The following is a 14,249-nucleotide window of genomic DNA, read 5'->3' on the forward strand; positions in this document are numbered from 1 at the left end:
CTCTATTCCTCTGGGGCATTCGCGAACATCGGCTCGCGCGCCTGCATGATCAAACGGGCGGCCCGCTCTTCGTCCATGCCCTCGATCTCCATGAGGTCGTCGACCGCCAGGTCGGCGAGATCGTCCAGGGTCTCGATACCGCGCTCGGCGAGCCGCTCGACGAGTGTCTCGTCCATGCCCTCCAGCGCCGACAGACTCAGCCCACCCACTTCGTCGACTTCTTCGGTGGCGATGGCGCGCGTGACCAGAACGTCATTGGCGCGCTCGCGCAACAATTCGATGGTCTCGTCATCGAGTTCATCGATGGCGCGCATCTCCTCCAGCGGCACATAGGCCACCTCGTCGACGCTCGAAAAACCTTCCTCGACCAGGAGCGTGGCCAGCCCCTCGTCGATGCCCAACTGATCCATGAACACCTGCGCCGAGCGCCGGGCTTCCTGCTCGCTCTTGGCGGCGGCGTCCTTCTCGTTCATGACGTTCAGCTCCCAGCCGCTCAACTGGGTCGCGAGCCGGACGTTCTGACCGAAACGGCCGATGGCCTGGGCCAGATTCTCTTCCTTGACGGCGACGTCCATGCTGCGCGCCTCCTCGTCGATGACGATGGAGACGACGTCCGCCGGCGACATGGCATTGATGACGAACTGCGCCGGGTTCTCGTCCCAGAGGATGATGTCGACCCGTTCGCCGTTGAGTTCGTTGGAGACGGCCTGCACGCGCGAACCGCGCATACCGACACAGGCGCCGACCGGATCGATGCGCGGGTCGCGGGTGCGTACCGCGATCTTGGCGCGCACGCCCGGATCGCGCGCGGCGCCCAGGATCTCGATCAGGCCCTCGCCGACCTCGGGCACTTCGAGTTTGAAGAGTTCGATCAGGAGCTCGGGCGCGGTACGGCTGACGAAGAGCTGCGGCCCCTTCTGTTCGGAGCGCACGTCATAGAGATAGCCGCGCAGACGATCGCCCGGACGCACGGATTCGCGCGGGATGACGTGATCGCGCGGCACCAGCGCCTCGGCGTTGTTGCCCAGATCGAGCAGGATGGTGCCACGTTCGGCCTTCTTGACGATGCCGGTGACGAGCTGACCCTGGCGCGAGGCGAAGGCGTCGACGATCTTGGCGCGCTCGGCGTCGCGCACCTTCTGCACGATGACCTGCTTGGCGGTCTGGGCGGCGATGCGGCCGAAGAGTTCGGACTCGATCTCCTCTTCCATGAAATCGCCGATGTTCAGATGCGGCTCCAGGATGGCCGCCGCCGAGGCGGTGATCTGGCGCGACGGCGCCTCCAGCCGGTTGTCCTCGGGATCGGGGACGATCTCCCAGCGCCGGAAGGAGCGATAGTTGCCGGTCTTGCGATCGATGGACACGCGCACGTCGATTTCGCCGCCATGCTTCTTGCGGGTCGCCGAGGCGAGCGCCGCCTCGATCGCCTCGAAGATCACGCCTTCGGGGACGTCCTTCTCGTTGGAGACGGCTTCAACGACATTCAGGATCTCTTTGCTCATTCCACCAATATCCAGCTTGAACCGCGGCCAGAGTGAAAAACGACGGGTGTCAGTGCGAATCCGGGCGCGCCCGGAAGTCGGGGATCAGACGGGCCGAGTCGATGCTCGTCAGGGGGATCTCCCAGTCGCGCTCCTCGGCGCGCAGTGCGATGCCGCTCGGCGCCAGTCCCAGGAGGACGCCTTCCAGCTTGCGCCGTCCCTCGACCTTCTCGCTCAGACGCACGCGAACCCGGCTTCCGGCGAAGCGCTCGAAATGCTCGGGGAACACCAGGGGGCGATCCAGGCCGGGCGAGGAGACTTCCAGGTCGTACTGATCCGAGATCGGATCCTCGACATCCAGTACGCCGCTCAACTGATGGCTGACCGCCGTGCAGTCGTCCAGGGTGATGCCGCGCTCGTGGTCGATGTAGACCCGCAGCGTCGCTCCGCCGCCCTTCTGGAAATACTCGACGCCAACCAGTTCGTAGCCCAAGGGCTCGACGACACGTCGTGCCAGGAGTGTGAGTTGGCTGTCGGCCGGTTGCATACTGTGCGCCCCGTAGAAACAAAAATTGGGCCATAGGCCCAACTTCATAACCATGCCCAAGCGTCCGGACGGCTGATCGGCGCCGTTTTTCGCGAGCGATAAAAAAACCCCGTAACGGGGTCTCATGACGACGATTCTGTGTTACCGGATCCGCCTGTTCCTTAAGAAGCAGAACTATACGCCCCAATTCAGGCGATTTCAAGGCGCACATCGAGGAAACGGCACGTTCACCCAGGCTCGAAGCCGGGGATCGTGCCATGCCTCGATCGGCCGTTGCGGCCTGCCAACGTCACCGGGCGCCCAGGGCGGGCGCCACGGTGAAGCGGTCGACTCAGCGCATCGGAGGACCATAGACGCCGGGCGCATAGCCCGGTGCATAACCGGGCGCGTAGCCTGGGGCATAACCCGGCTGGCCGTAAGGCATCGCCGGCATGGGCATGGCCTCACGCATCTGGCCCCAGTACTGGCGCATCCGCTCGTCGGCCTCGCGACGCATGGCTTCGTACTGAGCCATCATCTCGGCACGCTGCTGCTCACGCTGAGCGGCCCATTCGTTGGCCGGCATCCGCGCCATGGGGGCACGCTCGCTCGGAGCAGACATGGCGGGCGGCGGCGACATCGGCGCCGACTGGGCCGCCATCGGTGCCGGCGCCGAAGGTGCAGCGGCGACCGGGGCCGAAGACGGCGGCTCGACGGGTGCCGAAGACGGCGGCTCGACGGGTGCCGAAACCGTAGGGGCCGCCGGCGCCGACGCGGGCTTCTCGGCTGGAGCCGGAGTCGGAGCTGGTGCGGACTCAGCCGGCGCCTTCAGAGCGGCAGAGGCATAGCTGACCGGCGGCTGTGACGCGGGCTTGGGCGCCTCAGCCGATTCCGCCGGCTTGTCGCTCGCCAGCGCGCGCGCGTAGGCCGCCGACTCGGTCTGGGCGACCGGCTTGGCTGGAGCTTCGGTCTTGGGCGCGGCGTCCGCCTGAGCCGTTTCGGTCGACTCGGCGGCGGACTCGTCCTTGTCGGAGAAGCCCGGCAGCGACGACAGCGAGACCGGGCTCAGCTTGGCGATCGAATCGAGCATGGACGCCGCCGTGGTGCCGCCGCCCTCGCGATCGACCGAACTGAGATAGACGTAGCCAAAGCCGATGACCGCCGCCCAGAGGATGAGCTTGGGAAACCAGCCGAGACCGGAACGAGCCGGTTTTTTTTCTTCAGAGTCAGACATTCTGCGTTACTCCCGCGAATAGGCGAATCATTGTGGATGTTCGATCAGTGATTGGACCAAATGTCCATCGAGTCCAGACCCTGAAGACCTCAATCAGCGACCGCCACGGCCTCCAGGACCGTCAACACCCGCTCGACGCACAGGGCCAGATTGTCCTCGATCTCCTTCATGGTAATGACGTTGCCACTCTTACCGGCGGCCCAATTGACGACGAAAGCCAGACTGGCATAGCAGAGGTCGAGTTCGCGCGCGAGACCCGCCTCGGGCATGCCGGTCATGCCGACCATGTCGCATCCATCCCGTTCGTGACGCCGGATCTCGGCAGACGACTCCAGGCGCGGTCCCTGAGTCGCGGCATAGGTTCCACGCGGAACCACGGCCTCACCCACGCGCGCGCAGGCCGAGATCAGCGCCTGACGCAGCGACTCGCAGTAGGGTTCGGTGAAGTCGATGTGATCGACACCGCCCGTGATGCCGTCGTGGATCGTGTGCTCGCGACCGTGCGTGTAGTCGACGATCTGATCCGGCACCGCCAGCACGCAGGGGCCGAAGCTCGGCGTGATCCCGCCGACGGCCGCCAGTCCGATGACGCGATCGGCGCCCGAGGCGCGCAACGCCCAGAGATTGGCTCGATAGTTGATGCGATGCGGCGGCAGATGGTGCGACGGACCATGACGCGGCAGGAACAGCACTTCGCGCTCGGCGAGCCGGCCGCGCGTCACTGGGGCCGAGGTCGCGCCATAGGGCGTCTCGACCGGCTTGGATTCGAGCACTGTCAGAGATGGCAGGCTCGTGAACCCCGAGCCGCCGATGATCGCGAGAAGACCCATGCGCCCACCTTGCTGATAAAGCTCAGGAGTTTACCGGAGAGCGCGCTCGAAACCAAACGGCATCAAAGATCAAAGGTTGTCGGACGGACGTGGAAAACGCGCGACGACCCAGGCCGGCAGTTTGGCTTGGTTGGCGTGATAGAGCGCGTCGGACTCGATCATGACCAGCACCAGAAGCGTGACCATCATCGGCAGGATGCCGATGCCGATCACCAGCGCGATGGCGGCTTCCTTGATCATCAAGCCATTGGCGTAACCCAGCCAGCCCAGACCCGCCACGACCAGCAGCAGGCCGAGCATCGCCATGAAGATCCGGCTGCGGCGCGCGCATACTTGCCAGTGGCACATCACATACCAGGAATCGCGCCGCCGTGATTGGCGAGCGCGCTGGAGCGTATAGCCGAGGATGACGAAGGAAACGAGCGGCACGATCAACATGGCCCAGGGAGCACTGCCGAAGATCCCGCCGAGCGCCACCGCCATCAGGATATGGTTGCCGACCAGATTGGTAAGGAACAGCTCGTGCGGGATGTTGGCCTGTTTGATCTCGGTCGGGCTGACGTCGCATTGGATGGACACGGTCGGCTCCTCAGGAGGCAATGGAAGCACTGGTGTTGGCAGCTTCGGCACAGACTGGACAGGCGGGATCCGGGCGCAACCGGACCTCACGCCATTCCATCCGCGCCGCATCGAGCAGGAGCAGCCGCCCGAACAGCGGCGCGCCGAGTCCGGTCAGGATCTTGATCGCCTCGGCGGCCTGGATGCTGCCGATGATCCCGACCAGCGGCGCCAGCACGCCGTTGGCGGTGCAGGTCTCGTCGATGGAGCCTTCGTCCGGATAGAGACAGCGGTAGCAGGGACCGCCCGGCTGGCCGCTGAAGGCCGTCACCTGCCCTTCCAGCCGGATGGCTGCACCCGAAACCAGCGGGACGTGCGCGGTTTGGCAGGCGGCGTTGACGGCGAAGCGGGTGGCGAAGTTGTCGCTGCATTCGACGACCAGATCCACCTTGGCGACCTGCTCAGCCAGGTTTTCAGGTGTGAGTGAAGTTTCGACCGTGACGAGTTCGACGCCCGGATTGAGCGCCCGAAGCGTCTGACGGGCCGATTCGGTCTTGGTCAGACCGATACGATCCGTGGTGTGCAGGATCTGGCGTTGCAGATTGGACAAGTCGACGCGGTCGAAATCGGCCAGGAGTAGCCGCCCGACTCCGGCCGCCGCCAGATAGAGCGCCACTGGCGAGCCGAGTCCGCCGAGTCCGACCACGAGCACGCTGGACTCGCGCAGACGTTCCTGACCTTCGATGCCGAACTGGGGCAGCAGGATCTGGCGGCTGTAGCGCAGCAGGTCGTCGTCGGTCATGGGCATAGGCTCGATGCGAAACATGGCACGCATGTTAGGACGCAGCCGGCCTCAGTGTAAAATCATTCCCTTTTCAGCCGTTGGACCCCTTCATGTCAGACTCGAACTCATCCGCCAAACCCTGGGCCGGACGCTTCAATGCCCCGACCGACGCCTTCGTCGAAGCCTTCACCGCCTCGGTCGACTTCGACCGCCGGCTCTATCGCTACGACATCCAGGGCTCGATCGCCCATGCCTCCATGCTCGCGCGTCAGGGCATCCTGACCGAAGCCGAGCGCGACGCCATCGTCACTGGGCTGGAGCGGGTGCGCGCGCGCATCGACGCCGGCGAGTTCGTCTGGTCGATCCCGCTCGAAGACGTGCACATGAACGTCGAATCGGCGCTGACCGCCGACATCGGCGACGCGGGCAAGAAGCTCCACACCGGGCGCTCGCGCAACGATCAGGTCGCCACCGACGTGCGTCTGTGGCTGCGCGACGAGATCGACACCATCCGCGCCGAGATCGTCCGTCTGCAAACCGCGCTCCTGGATCTGGCCGAGCGCGAGGCCGACACCATCCTGCCCGGCTTCACCCATCTCCAGGTCGCCCAGCCGATCACCTTCGGTCATCACATGCTGGCCTGGTTCGAGATGCTGGAGCGCGATCGCGAACGTCTGGCCGACTGCCGGCGCCGGATGAATGTCCTGCCGCTGGGCGCCGCCGCGCTCGCCGGGACCACCTACCCCATCGACCGTCACTACACGGCCGAGCTGCTCGGCTTCGACCGCCCGGCCGAGAACTCGCTCGACGCCGTCTCGGATCGCGACTTTGCCATCGAGTTCACGGCGGACGCGGCCATCCTGATGATGCATCTGTCGCGGTTCTCGGAAGAGCTGATCCTGTGGTCCTCGGCGCAGTTCGGCTTCGTCGAACTCTCGGACAGCTTCTGCACCGGCTCCTCGATCATGCCGCAGAAGAAGAACCCCGACGTGCCCGAGCTGGTGCGCGGCAAGAGCGGACGCATCTTCGGCCATCTGATGGGGCTGCTGACACTGATGAAGTCCCAGCCGCTGGCCTACAACAAGGACAACCAGGAAGACAAGGAGCCGCTGTTCGACACCGTCGACAACCTCAAGGGATCGCTCAAGGTCTATGCCGACATGATGGCGCATGTCACCTGCAACCGTGACCGGATGCGCGCGGCGGCCAAACAGGGCTTCAGCACCGCGACCGATCTGGCCGATTATCTGGTGCGCCGGGGCATCCCCTTCCGCGACGCCCATGAGATCGTCGGCAAGGCAGTCGCACTCGGCGTGCGCGAGGGGCGCGATCTGGCCGAGCTGACGCTCGACGAACTGCGCCAGTTCTCGGATGCCATCGGCGAGGACGTCTTCGCTGTGCTGACGCTCGAAGGCTCGGTCGCCGCCCGCGATCACATCGGCGGCACCGCACCGGCCCAGGTGCGCGCCGCCATCGAACGCGGACGCCGGCGGCTGAACGGCGCCGGTGAGTCCTGAGCGCAAACCGCTATAATCGATCGTCTTTCAGCGCGCCATCCATCCGAATCGATCCCGATATCATGACCGAACTCCTGGAACAGCTCTCCAAGCGGCGAACCTTCGCCATCATCTCGCACCCCGACGCCGGTAAGACCACGCTGACCGAAAAGCTGTTGCTGTTCGGCGGCGCCATCCAGCTCGCCGGCACGGTCAAGGGACGCAAGGCGGCACGTCACGCCACCTCGGACTGGATGGAGCTGGAGAAGGAGCGCGGCATCTCGGTCACGTCCTCAGTGATGCAGTTCCCCTATGGCGAGGCCATCGTCAACCTGCTCGACACGCCCGGTCACGAGGACTTCTCGGAAGACACCTACCGCACCCTGACGGCGGTCGACTCGGCACTGATGGTGATCGACGTGGCCAAGGGCGTCGAGGAGCGCACCATCAAGCTGATGGACGTGTGCCGACTGCGCGACACCCCGATCCTGACCTTCGTCAACAAGCTCGACCGTGAGGGACGCGACACCATCGAGATCCTCGACGAGATCGAGAGCGTGCTCAAGATCCAGTGCGCGCCCGTGACCTGGCCGATCGGCATGGGCAAACGTTTCAAGGGCGTCTATGACCTGCGCACCGGACGCACCCATCTGTTCACGGCCCAGCACGGCGGCAAGGTCGTCGAGGGTGAGATCATCGAGGGACTCGACAATCCGCGCATGGACGAAGTGCTCGGCGATCAGGCCCAGGAACTGCGCGAGGAACTGGAACTGGTCGAGGGCGCCAGCCACCCGCTCGATCTCGACGCCTATCTGGCCGGCAGGCAGACGCCGGTGTTCTTCGGTTCGGCGATCAACAACTTCGGCGTGCGCGAACTGCTCGATGCGTTCGTCAGTTACGCCCCGCCGCCGCGTGCGCGCGAGACCCGCCAGCGCACCGTCGATCCGGGCGAGTCGGCCTTCACCGGCTTCGTGTTCAAGATCCAGGCGAACATGGACCCGGCGCACCGCGACCGTGTGGCCTTCATGCGCGTGTGCTCGGGCAGCTACAAGAAGGGGATGAAGATGCGTCACGCGCGCATCGGCAAGAGCATCCAGGTCGCCAACGCCATCACCTTCCAGGCCGACGAGCGCCGCCATGTCGAGGAAGCCTGGCCGGGCGACATCATCGGTCTGCACAACCACGGCACCATCCAGATCGGCGATACCTTCACCGAGGGCGAGGATCTCAAGTACGAGGGCATCCCCTACTTTGCGCCCGAACTCTTCCGGCGCGTGGTGCTCAGAGATCCGTTGCGGATGAAAGCGTTGCAGAAGGGCGTCTTGCAACTCTCGGAGGAAGGCGCCACTCAGTCGTTCCGGCCGCTGAAGAACAACGATCTGATCCTGGGCGCGGTCGGCGTGCTCCAGTTCGATGTCGCGGCCTATCGGCTGAAGGCCGAGTACGGCGTCGATGCCGTGGTCGAGGCGGTCAGCGTCAAGACCGCGCGCTGGATCCAGTGCGACGACCCCAGGATGCTGGAGCGCTTCAAGGAAAAGTGTTACGAGCACCTGGCGCTCGATGGCGACGATCAGCTCGTCTATCTGGCCCCGACGATGGTCAACCTGAGCCTGGCCGAAGAGCGCTGGCCCGAGGTGCGATTCCTGGCCACCCGCGAGCTGTAAATCAAGCGTTCAAACCGTAGGAGAGTCAGAATTTGGAAACCGAAGCTGTCGCACAACTCATTCGCGCGGGCTTGCCTGGAGCCGAGGTCCAGGTCACGGGAGATGGCGAGCATTTCGAGGCCGTCGTCGTCAGTGACGCCTTCGAAGGGCTGTCGCTCATCAAGCGTGAGCGTCTCGTCATGGAGACGGTCAGGGAGCAGGTCGCCAGCGGCGAGCTGCACGCGCTCTCCATCAAGGCCCGCACGCCGGCTCAGCAGGCCGCGCAAGGCTGAACCGCTTGTCGGACCCCGCTCAGGTGCCATACTGAAGGCAGGCGGAGCCGGGCGGCGTCCGTCCCATCCAAGCCATTGCAGGAGGGAGTGCCATGTTTCTCAAACATCGCGCGACCGGCAAGCTGGTCGAGGTTCTGAGTCAGCGGGATCTGCTCAATCCCATGCACGCGGTCGTCATCGGCCGCTATCACGCGGGCGAGGAGTTGCAGGATCCGGAGCGGTTCGAGAAAGCCGATCTGGCCTTCACTTCAGATGAAGCCCTGCCACGCTGCTGGACCGACGTGCACTATCGCGACGAATCGGCCCATCATGCTTATCGTTAGCCGTCGCTGACGGTTCGCCCGTCGCCCTGAAAGAGAGAACTAAAAAGCCCCGCCGAAGCGGGGCTTTCGTGTTTGGGCGACCCCAAAGCCGCCCGATGAGGCGCGGGACGCTCAGACCCCGCCGATAGCAATGGGCGGCTGACCGGGAGCGCCCTTGCCCTGGGTCGCTCCGCTACCGCCATCGGTCTTGGTCGTCGGGCGCCCACCGCCATGCTCGTCGGGTATGCGCATCGGGCGGCCGGCCATGATGTCATCGATCTGATCCTTGCCGATGGTCTCGTAGGTCAGGAGCGCCTCGGCCATGGTGTGGAGCTTGTCGAGCTGCTCCTCCAGAATCTGCTTGGTACGCTGATAGTTGCGATCGATGATGTCGCGCACCGCCTGATCGATCGCCAGCGCCGTCTCGGGCGAGACCTGACGCTGCTGCGTCACCGAGCGGCCCAGGAACACCTCGCCCTCGTCCTCGGCATAGGCCAGCGGTCCCATGGTGTCGGACAGGCCGAAGCGCGTGACCATGTTGCGCGCGATGTCGGTGGCGCGTTCGATGTCGTTCGAGGCGCCGGTCGTCACCTGCTCGGGCCCGAAGATCATCTCCTCGGCCAGCCGTCCGCCGAACAGGCTGGAGATCTGGCTCTCCAACTGGCGCTTGCTCATGCTGTAACGGTCGCGCTCGGGCAGGAACAGGGTCACGCCCAGCGCCCGGCCGCGCGGAATGATGCTGACTTTGTGCACCGGGTCGTGCTCGGGCACCACCCGCCCGACGATGGCGTGCCCGGCCTCGTGATAGGCGGTCAGCTTCTTCTCGGACTCGGACATCACGATGCTGCGCCGCTCGGCGCCCATCATGATCTTGTCCTTGGCCTTCTCGAACATGTCCATGTCGACGTCTTCCTTGCCGGCGCGCGCGGCGAACAGCGCCGCCTCGTTGACCAGATTGGCCAGATCCGCGCCCGAGAAGCCCGGCGTGCCGCGCGCGATGGTGCGCGCGTCGACGTCCTCGGCGATCGGCACCTTGCGCATGTGGACTTCCAGGATGGCCGCACGTCCGGCCAGATCGGGCAGGCCCACGACGACCTGACGGTCGAATCGCCCCGGACGCAGCAGCGCCGGGTCGAGCACGTCGGAGCGGTTGGTCGCGGCGATCACGATCACGCCCTCGTTGCCGGTGAAGCCGTCCATCTCGACCAGGAGCTGGTTCAGGGTCTGCTCGCGCTCGTCGTGACCGCCGCCGAGACCCGCGCCACGCTTGCGCCCGACCGCGTCGATCTCGTCGATGAAGATGATGCAGGGCGCACTCTTCTTGGCCTGCTCGAACAGATCGCGCACGCGCGAGGCGCCGACACCGACGAACATCTCGACGAAGTCCGAGCCGGAGATGCTGAAGAAGGGCACCTTGGCCTCGCCGGCGATGGCGCGCGCCAGCAGCGTCTTACCCGTACCGGGCGGGCCGACCATGAGTACGCCGCGCGGGATGCGCCCGCCCAGGTTGGAGAACTTCTGCGGATTGCGCAGGAAGTCGACCAGTTCGCCGACTTCTTCCTTGGCCTCCTCGACGCCGGCCACGTCGCGCAGGGTCACTCGCACCTCGCCCTCGGCGTGCTGACGGGCGCGGCTCTTGCCGAAGTTGAACAGACCGCCCGAACCGCCGCCGGCACTGCGACGCATGAACCAGATCCAGATCGCGGCCAGCACGATGAACGGCAGCCAGGCGGCGACCAGCTGCATGAAGACGCTCGGCTGCTCCGGCGGCTTGGCGCGGATGACCACATTGTTCTTGAGCAGATCGCCCACCAACCCCGGATCGCCCGGATCAAAGGTCTCGAAGCGCGAGCCATCGCTGCGCACCCCCTTGATGGTCTCGTCCTGAATTGTGACTTCCTTGACGGCGCCGCTGGAGAGCTCCTGCAGGAACTGGCTGTAACTGAGCGTGCGCGCCTCGATCTGGTCTGAGGTGGTGAAGCTGTTGAGCATCATCACCAGCCAGAAGGTGACGGCAATCCAGAGTAGGATGTTCAGGATCTTGGCATTCATGGTTCGGAGCTGTCCTCGTTGACCGGATCTGGAGTCGGGGCGCGGTGTCTGGACCTCGCCTGTCTTGACGGGTTAGATCGGGTCTGGGGCTGTAAATCCAATGGGGGTGGTTCGCGATGACTCCCTGTCGACCGGAGCTTATCAGGGTTTGGACGCGGATTGGAGTTCGGAAACTGTGATGGGTTCCGTGTTTCGGGTTGCCGCCCGTCTGTCGGCTCGCTAAGCTGGCGCCGAATGCCTCAGCGACGGGTTTGTCCATGCCACTCGGCCCCATCATGCTCGATCTCGCGGGAACGGCGCTCACAGCCGAAGACCGCGAACTGCTGCGCCATCCGGCCGTCGGTGGCGTCATCCTCTTTGCGCGCAACTACGAATCGCCCGAGCAGCTCGCGGCGCTGACGGCGGCCATCCATGCGGTGCGCGAACCGGCGCTGCTGATCGGCGTCGACCAGGAAGGCGGACGGGTGCAGCGTTTCCGCGACGGTTTCACACGCCTTCCGCCCGCTGGTCACCTGGGCCGGCTCCATCGCGAACGCCCGGCCCATGCCCGCGCCGTCTGCGAGTCCATCGCCTGGCTGATGGCGGCCGAATTGCGCGCTGTGGGCGTGGATTTCAGCTTCGCGCCGGTGCTGGATCTGGACCGGGGCGTCAGCCGGGTGATCGGTGATCGCGGTTTCAGCCCCGACCCGCAGGCGGTCGGCGAACTGGCGTCGAGCTGGATGCGCGGTGCGCGTCAGGCCGGCATGGCCAGCGTCGGCAAGCATTTTCCGGGGCATGGCGGGGTCGAGGCCGATTCGCACACCGAGCTGCCGCGCGACGAACGCCCCTTCGTCGATCTGGATCTGGAGGATCTGGCGCCCTTCCGCCGTCTCATCGACCAGGGACTGGAGGCCATGATGCCGGCGCATGTGATCTATCCGCGCATCGATCCGCGCCCGGCGGGGTTCTCGCCGGTCTGGTTGCGCCAGATCCTGCGCCAGCAGCTCGGATTCCAGGGCGTCATCTTCAGCGATGACCTCAACATGGAGGCGGCCGGTGCGGGCGGCGATCATGTCGAGCGCGCGCAGGCAGCGGTGGCGGCCGGTTGCGATATGCTCCTGATCTGCAACAATCGCCCGGCGGCGGTGACCATTCTCGCGGCATTCAAAGACCATCGCGACCCGGCGACCAGTCTGCGGCTGTTGCGGATGCATGGTCGCAAACCGCTCGATCGCGTCCGCCTGCACGAAAGCCCTGAATGGCATCGCGCCCTGCGCCAGATCGCCGAACTCGAATCCCATGACTCGCTCGAGCTGCCGCTCGACGACCCCACGACTCCGGAGCCAAGAACGAAACCATGAAGCTCGACCCACAGACTTACGCCGCCGTTGCCAGCCGCGCCGAATGCCTGGCCACGGCCGAGGAGATGGAGGCCGCGCTCGATCGCATGGCGGCCGATCTGACCGCGCGTCTGGCGGACAAGGATCCGCTGGTGCTCTGCGTCATGACCGGCGCGGCCGTCGTCACCGGGCGGCTGCTGCCCCGGCTCGATTTCCAGCTCCGGCTCGACTACATCCACGCCAGTCGTTATCAGGGCGCCACGCGCGGCGGCGAGATCGGCTGGCGACATCGTCCGTCCGAGGCCATTCGCGGCGAGCATGTGCTGATACTCGACGACATCCTCGACGAGGGCATCACCCTGGAGCACATCGTGCGGGCGTGCCGGGAGGATGGTGCGGCGAGCGTGACCTCGGCGGTGCTGGTCGAGAAGGAGCGCGATCATGCCTGCGAGGCCGATGTGGTCGGCATCCGGGTGCCGGATCGCTATCTCTATGGATATGGGCTCGACTACAAGAATTATTTCCGCAACGCTCCCGGCATCTATGCCGTGGCCGACGAGGATTTCTGATCAGGCAATGGCGTAGTCGAGCGCCAGGCCGATGAAAACAGCCATGCCGAAGTAGTTGTTGTTGAGAAAGGCCTGGAAACAGAGCGACGGATCGCGCCGGCGGATCAGATATTGTTGATAGACCGCCAGCGCGGCCGCTACCAGCAACCCGAGCAGATAGAAGACACCCCGCCCCGTCTCCTCGCCGATCCAGACCAGCAGCCCGAGCATCAGGAGCTGCAAGAGTCCGATCGTCAGCCGATCCCAGCGTCCGAAGAGGATGGCGGTCGATTTGATGCCGACCTTGAGATCGTCCTCGCGATCGACCATGGCGTACTGGGTGTCGTAGACGAGCGCCCAGATCAGGGTGGCGACGAACAGCACCCAGGCATAGAACGGAATGGCGCCTGTGATGGCGGCGAAGGCCATCGGGATCGCCCAGCCGAAGGCCGCGCCCAGAAAGAGCTGCGGCACATGAGTGAAGCGCTTCATGAAGGGATAGACGAAGGTCAGCGCCAGGGCGACGACGGACAGGGCGATGGTCTGCCAGTTCAGTTGCAGCACCAAGGCGAAGGCGATCAGGCTCAGGACCATGAACACCCCGATCGCCTCGCGCGGCGTCACCTGCCCCGTGGCCAGCGGCCGCTGATTGGTGCGCGCCACATGGCCATCGAAGTCGCGATCGGCGTAATCGTTGATGGCGCAGCCGGCCGAACGCATGAGCACCACACCCAGCACGAAGATCAGCACCACCGACCAGTGCGGCTGTCCCGCGCCGGCCAGCCACAGCGCCCAGAGCGCCGGCCACATCAGCAGGAAGATGCCGATCGGCCGATGCAGACGCACCAGCAGATAATAGTGGTAGAGGCGATCGCGCCAGCGCGTGGGAGATGGGATCTGGACTTTCAGCTCGGGGACGCTCATGTCGGGTTCTGCGGCTATCTGTCTTCGGCGGCGCTCGGCCGCGTCAGGACCACAGCACGCCGGTCGACGACGACCCGAGCCTTCGAGGATCAATGGTGCCCGGGGCCGGGCTCGAACCGGCATGACCGAAGTCGAGGGATTTTAAGTCCCTTGCGTCTACCAATTTCGCCACCCGGGCAAGGCATGACGGGAGTCGAAGCAGTATACTGATCGGCGCTGGGCTTGGGTAGAGTCGCTCGTCCCTCGACCAGATACCCCA

At 65.2% G+C, this 14,249-nt stretch carries 14 protein-coding genes and 1 tRNA gene; 6 read left to right on the top strand and 9 right to left on the bottom strand.

The features are described 5' to 3' along the window. Positions 1 to 2: 2 nt before the first annotated feature. The 6 genes from nusA to HW932_RS05265 all read right to left on the bottom strand — a co-directional run bounded on the left by nusA (position 3) and on the right by HW932_RS05265 (position 5,431). Complete coding sequence (gene nusA, locus HW932_RS05240) at positions 3 to 1,502, bottom strand: transcription termination factor NusA (protein WP_176975447.1); 1,500 nt, start codon at positions 1,500 to 1,502, stop codon at positions 3 to 5. Between the two features lie 49 nt (positions 1,503 to 1,551). Then, on the bottom strand, positions 1,552 to 2,028 hold the full coding sequence (gene rimP, locus HW932_RS05245) for a ribosome maturation factor RimP (RefSeq protein ID WP_176975448.1): 477 nt from the start codon (positions 2,026 to 2,028) through the stop codon (positions 1,552 to 1,554). Positions 2,029 to 2,359: 331 nt separating this feature from the next. Further along, a complete protein-coding gene (locus tag HW932_RS05250; protein ID WP_176975449.1) occupies positions 2,360 to 3,241 on the bottom strand; it encodes a hypothetical protein in 882 nt (293 codons plus the stop codon). A gap of 89 nt (positions 3,242 to 3,330) precedes the next feature. After that, positions 3,331 to 4,071 carry an S-methyl-5'-thioinosine phosphorylase gene (locus HW932_RS05255; RefSeq protein WP_176975450.1) on the bottom strand — a complete coding sequence of 247 codons (741 nt, stop codon included), beginning with the start codon at positions 4,069 to 4,071 and terminating at the stop codon, positions 3,331 to 3,333. A 69-nt stretch (positions 4,072 to 4,140) separates the two neighbouring features. Next, on the bottom strand, positions 4,141 to 4,650 hold the full coding sequence (locus tag HW932_RS05260; RefSeq protein WP_343046960.1) for a hypothetical protein: 510 nt from the start codon (positions 4,648 to 4,650) through the stop codon (positions 4,141 to 4,143). 10 nt (positions 4,651 to 4,660) lie between these two features. Continuing rightward, on the bottom strand, positions 4,661 to 5,431 hold the full coding sequence (locus HW932_RS05265; protein WP_176975451.1) for a HesA/MoeB/ThiF family protein: 771 nt from the start codon (positions 5,429 to 5,431) through the stop codon (positions 4,661 to 4,663). 92 nt (positions 5,432 to 5,523) lie between these two features. Here HW932_RS05265 and argH point away from each other — a divergent pair, with 92 nt between their 5' ends. The 4 genes from argH (at position 5,524) to HW932_RS05285 (ending at position 9,168) form a co-directional block, all read left to right on the top strand. Continuing rightward, positions 5,524 to 6,930 carry an argininosuccinate lyase gene (argH, locus tag HW932_RS05270; RefSeq protein ID WP_176975452.1) on the top strand — a complete coding sequence of 469 codons (1,407 nt, stop codon included), beginning with the start codon at positions 5,524 to 5,526 and terminating at the stop codon, positions 6,928 to 6,930. A 62-nt stretch (positions 6,931 to 6,992) separates the two neighbouring features. Continuing rightward, positions 6,993 to 8,573, top strand: a complete 1,581-nt coding sequence (locus HW932_RS05275) for a peptide chain release factor 3 (protein ID WP_176975453.1) — start codon at positions 6,993 to 6,995, stop codon at positions 8,571 to 8,573. Between the two features lie 32 nt (positions 8,574 to 8,605). Beyond that, positions 8,606 to 8,845, top strand: a complete 240-nt coding sequence (locus tag HW932_RS05280; RefSeq protein ID WP_176975454.1) for a BolA family protein — start codon at positions 8,606 to 8,608, stop codon at positions 8,843 to 8,845. Between the two features lie 92 nt (positions 8,846 to 8,937). Beyond that, positions 8,938 to 9,168 (top strand): hypothetical protein, encoded by a 231-nt coding sequence (locus HW932_RS05285; protein ID WP_012969725.1) that lies wholly within the window; start codon positions 8,938 to 8,940, stop codon positions 9,166 to 9,168. Positions 9,169 to 9,279: 111 nt separating this feature from the next. Here the strand turns inward: HW932_RS05285 and ftsH are convergent, their stop codons facing one another. Continuing rightward, the gene (gene ftsH, locus HW932_RS05290; RefSeq protein ID WP_176975455.1) at positions 9,280 to 11,199 is read right to left on the bottom strand and encodes an ATP-dependent zinc metalloprotease FtsH; all 1,920 of its coding nucleotides are present in this window, start codon (positions 11,197 to 11,199) and stop codon (positions 9,280 to 9,282) included. A gap of 257 nt (positions 11,200 to 11,456) precedes the next feature. On the opposite strand from ftsH, the gene nagZ reads away from it, so the two are divergent. Together nagZ and HW932_RS05300 are read left to right on the top strand one after the other, a co-directional pair. Then, a complete protein-coding gene (gene nagZ / locus HW932_RS05295; RefSeq protein WP_176975456.1) occupies positions 11,457 to 12,539 on the top strand; it encodes a beta-N-acetylhexosaminidase in 1,083 nt (360 codons plus the stop codon). Next, a complete protein-coding gene (locus HW932_RS05300) occupies positions 12,536 to 13,087 on the top strand; it encodes a hypoxanthine-guanine phosphoribosyltransferase (RefSeq protein WP_176975457.1) in 552 nt (183 codons plus the stop codon). The genes nagZ and HW932_RS05300 overlap by 4 nt, the downstream gene beginning before the upstream one ends. On the opposite strand, the gene ubiA is transcribed toward HW932_RS05300, so the two are convergent. Both ubiA and HW932_RS05310 read right to left on the bottom strand, forming a co-directional pair. Next, positions 13,088 to 13,990 carry a 4-hydroxybenzoate octaprenyltransferase gene (gene ubiA / locus HW932_RS05305; protein WP_176975458.1) on the bottom strand — a complete coding sequence of 301 codons (903 nt, stop codon included), beginning with the start codon at positions 13,988 to 13,990 and terminating at the stop codon, positions 13,088 to 13,090. It abuts the gene before it with no gap. 93 nt (positions 13,991 to 14,083) lie between these two features. Beyond that, a tRNA-Leu gene (locus tag HW932_RS05310) sits at positions 14,084 to 14,168 on the bottom strand. Positions 14,169 to 14,249: the final 81 nt, after the last annotated feature.

It is taken from the genome of Allochromatium humboldtianum (genome assembly GCF_013385175.1).
Taxonomy (GTDB): domain Bacteria; phylum Pseudomonadota; class Gammaproteobacteria; order Chromatiales; family Chromatiaceae; genus Thermochromatium; species Thermochromatium humboldtianum.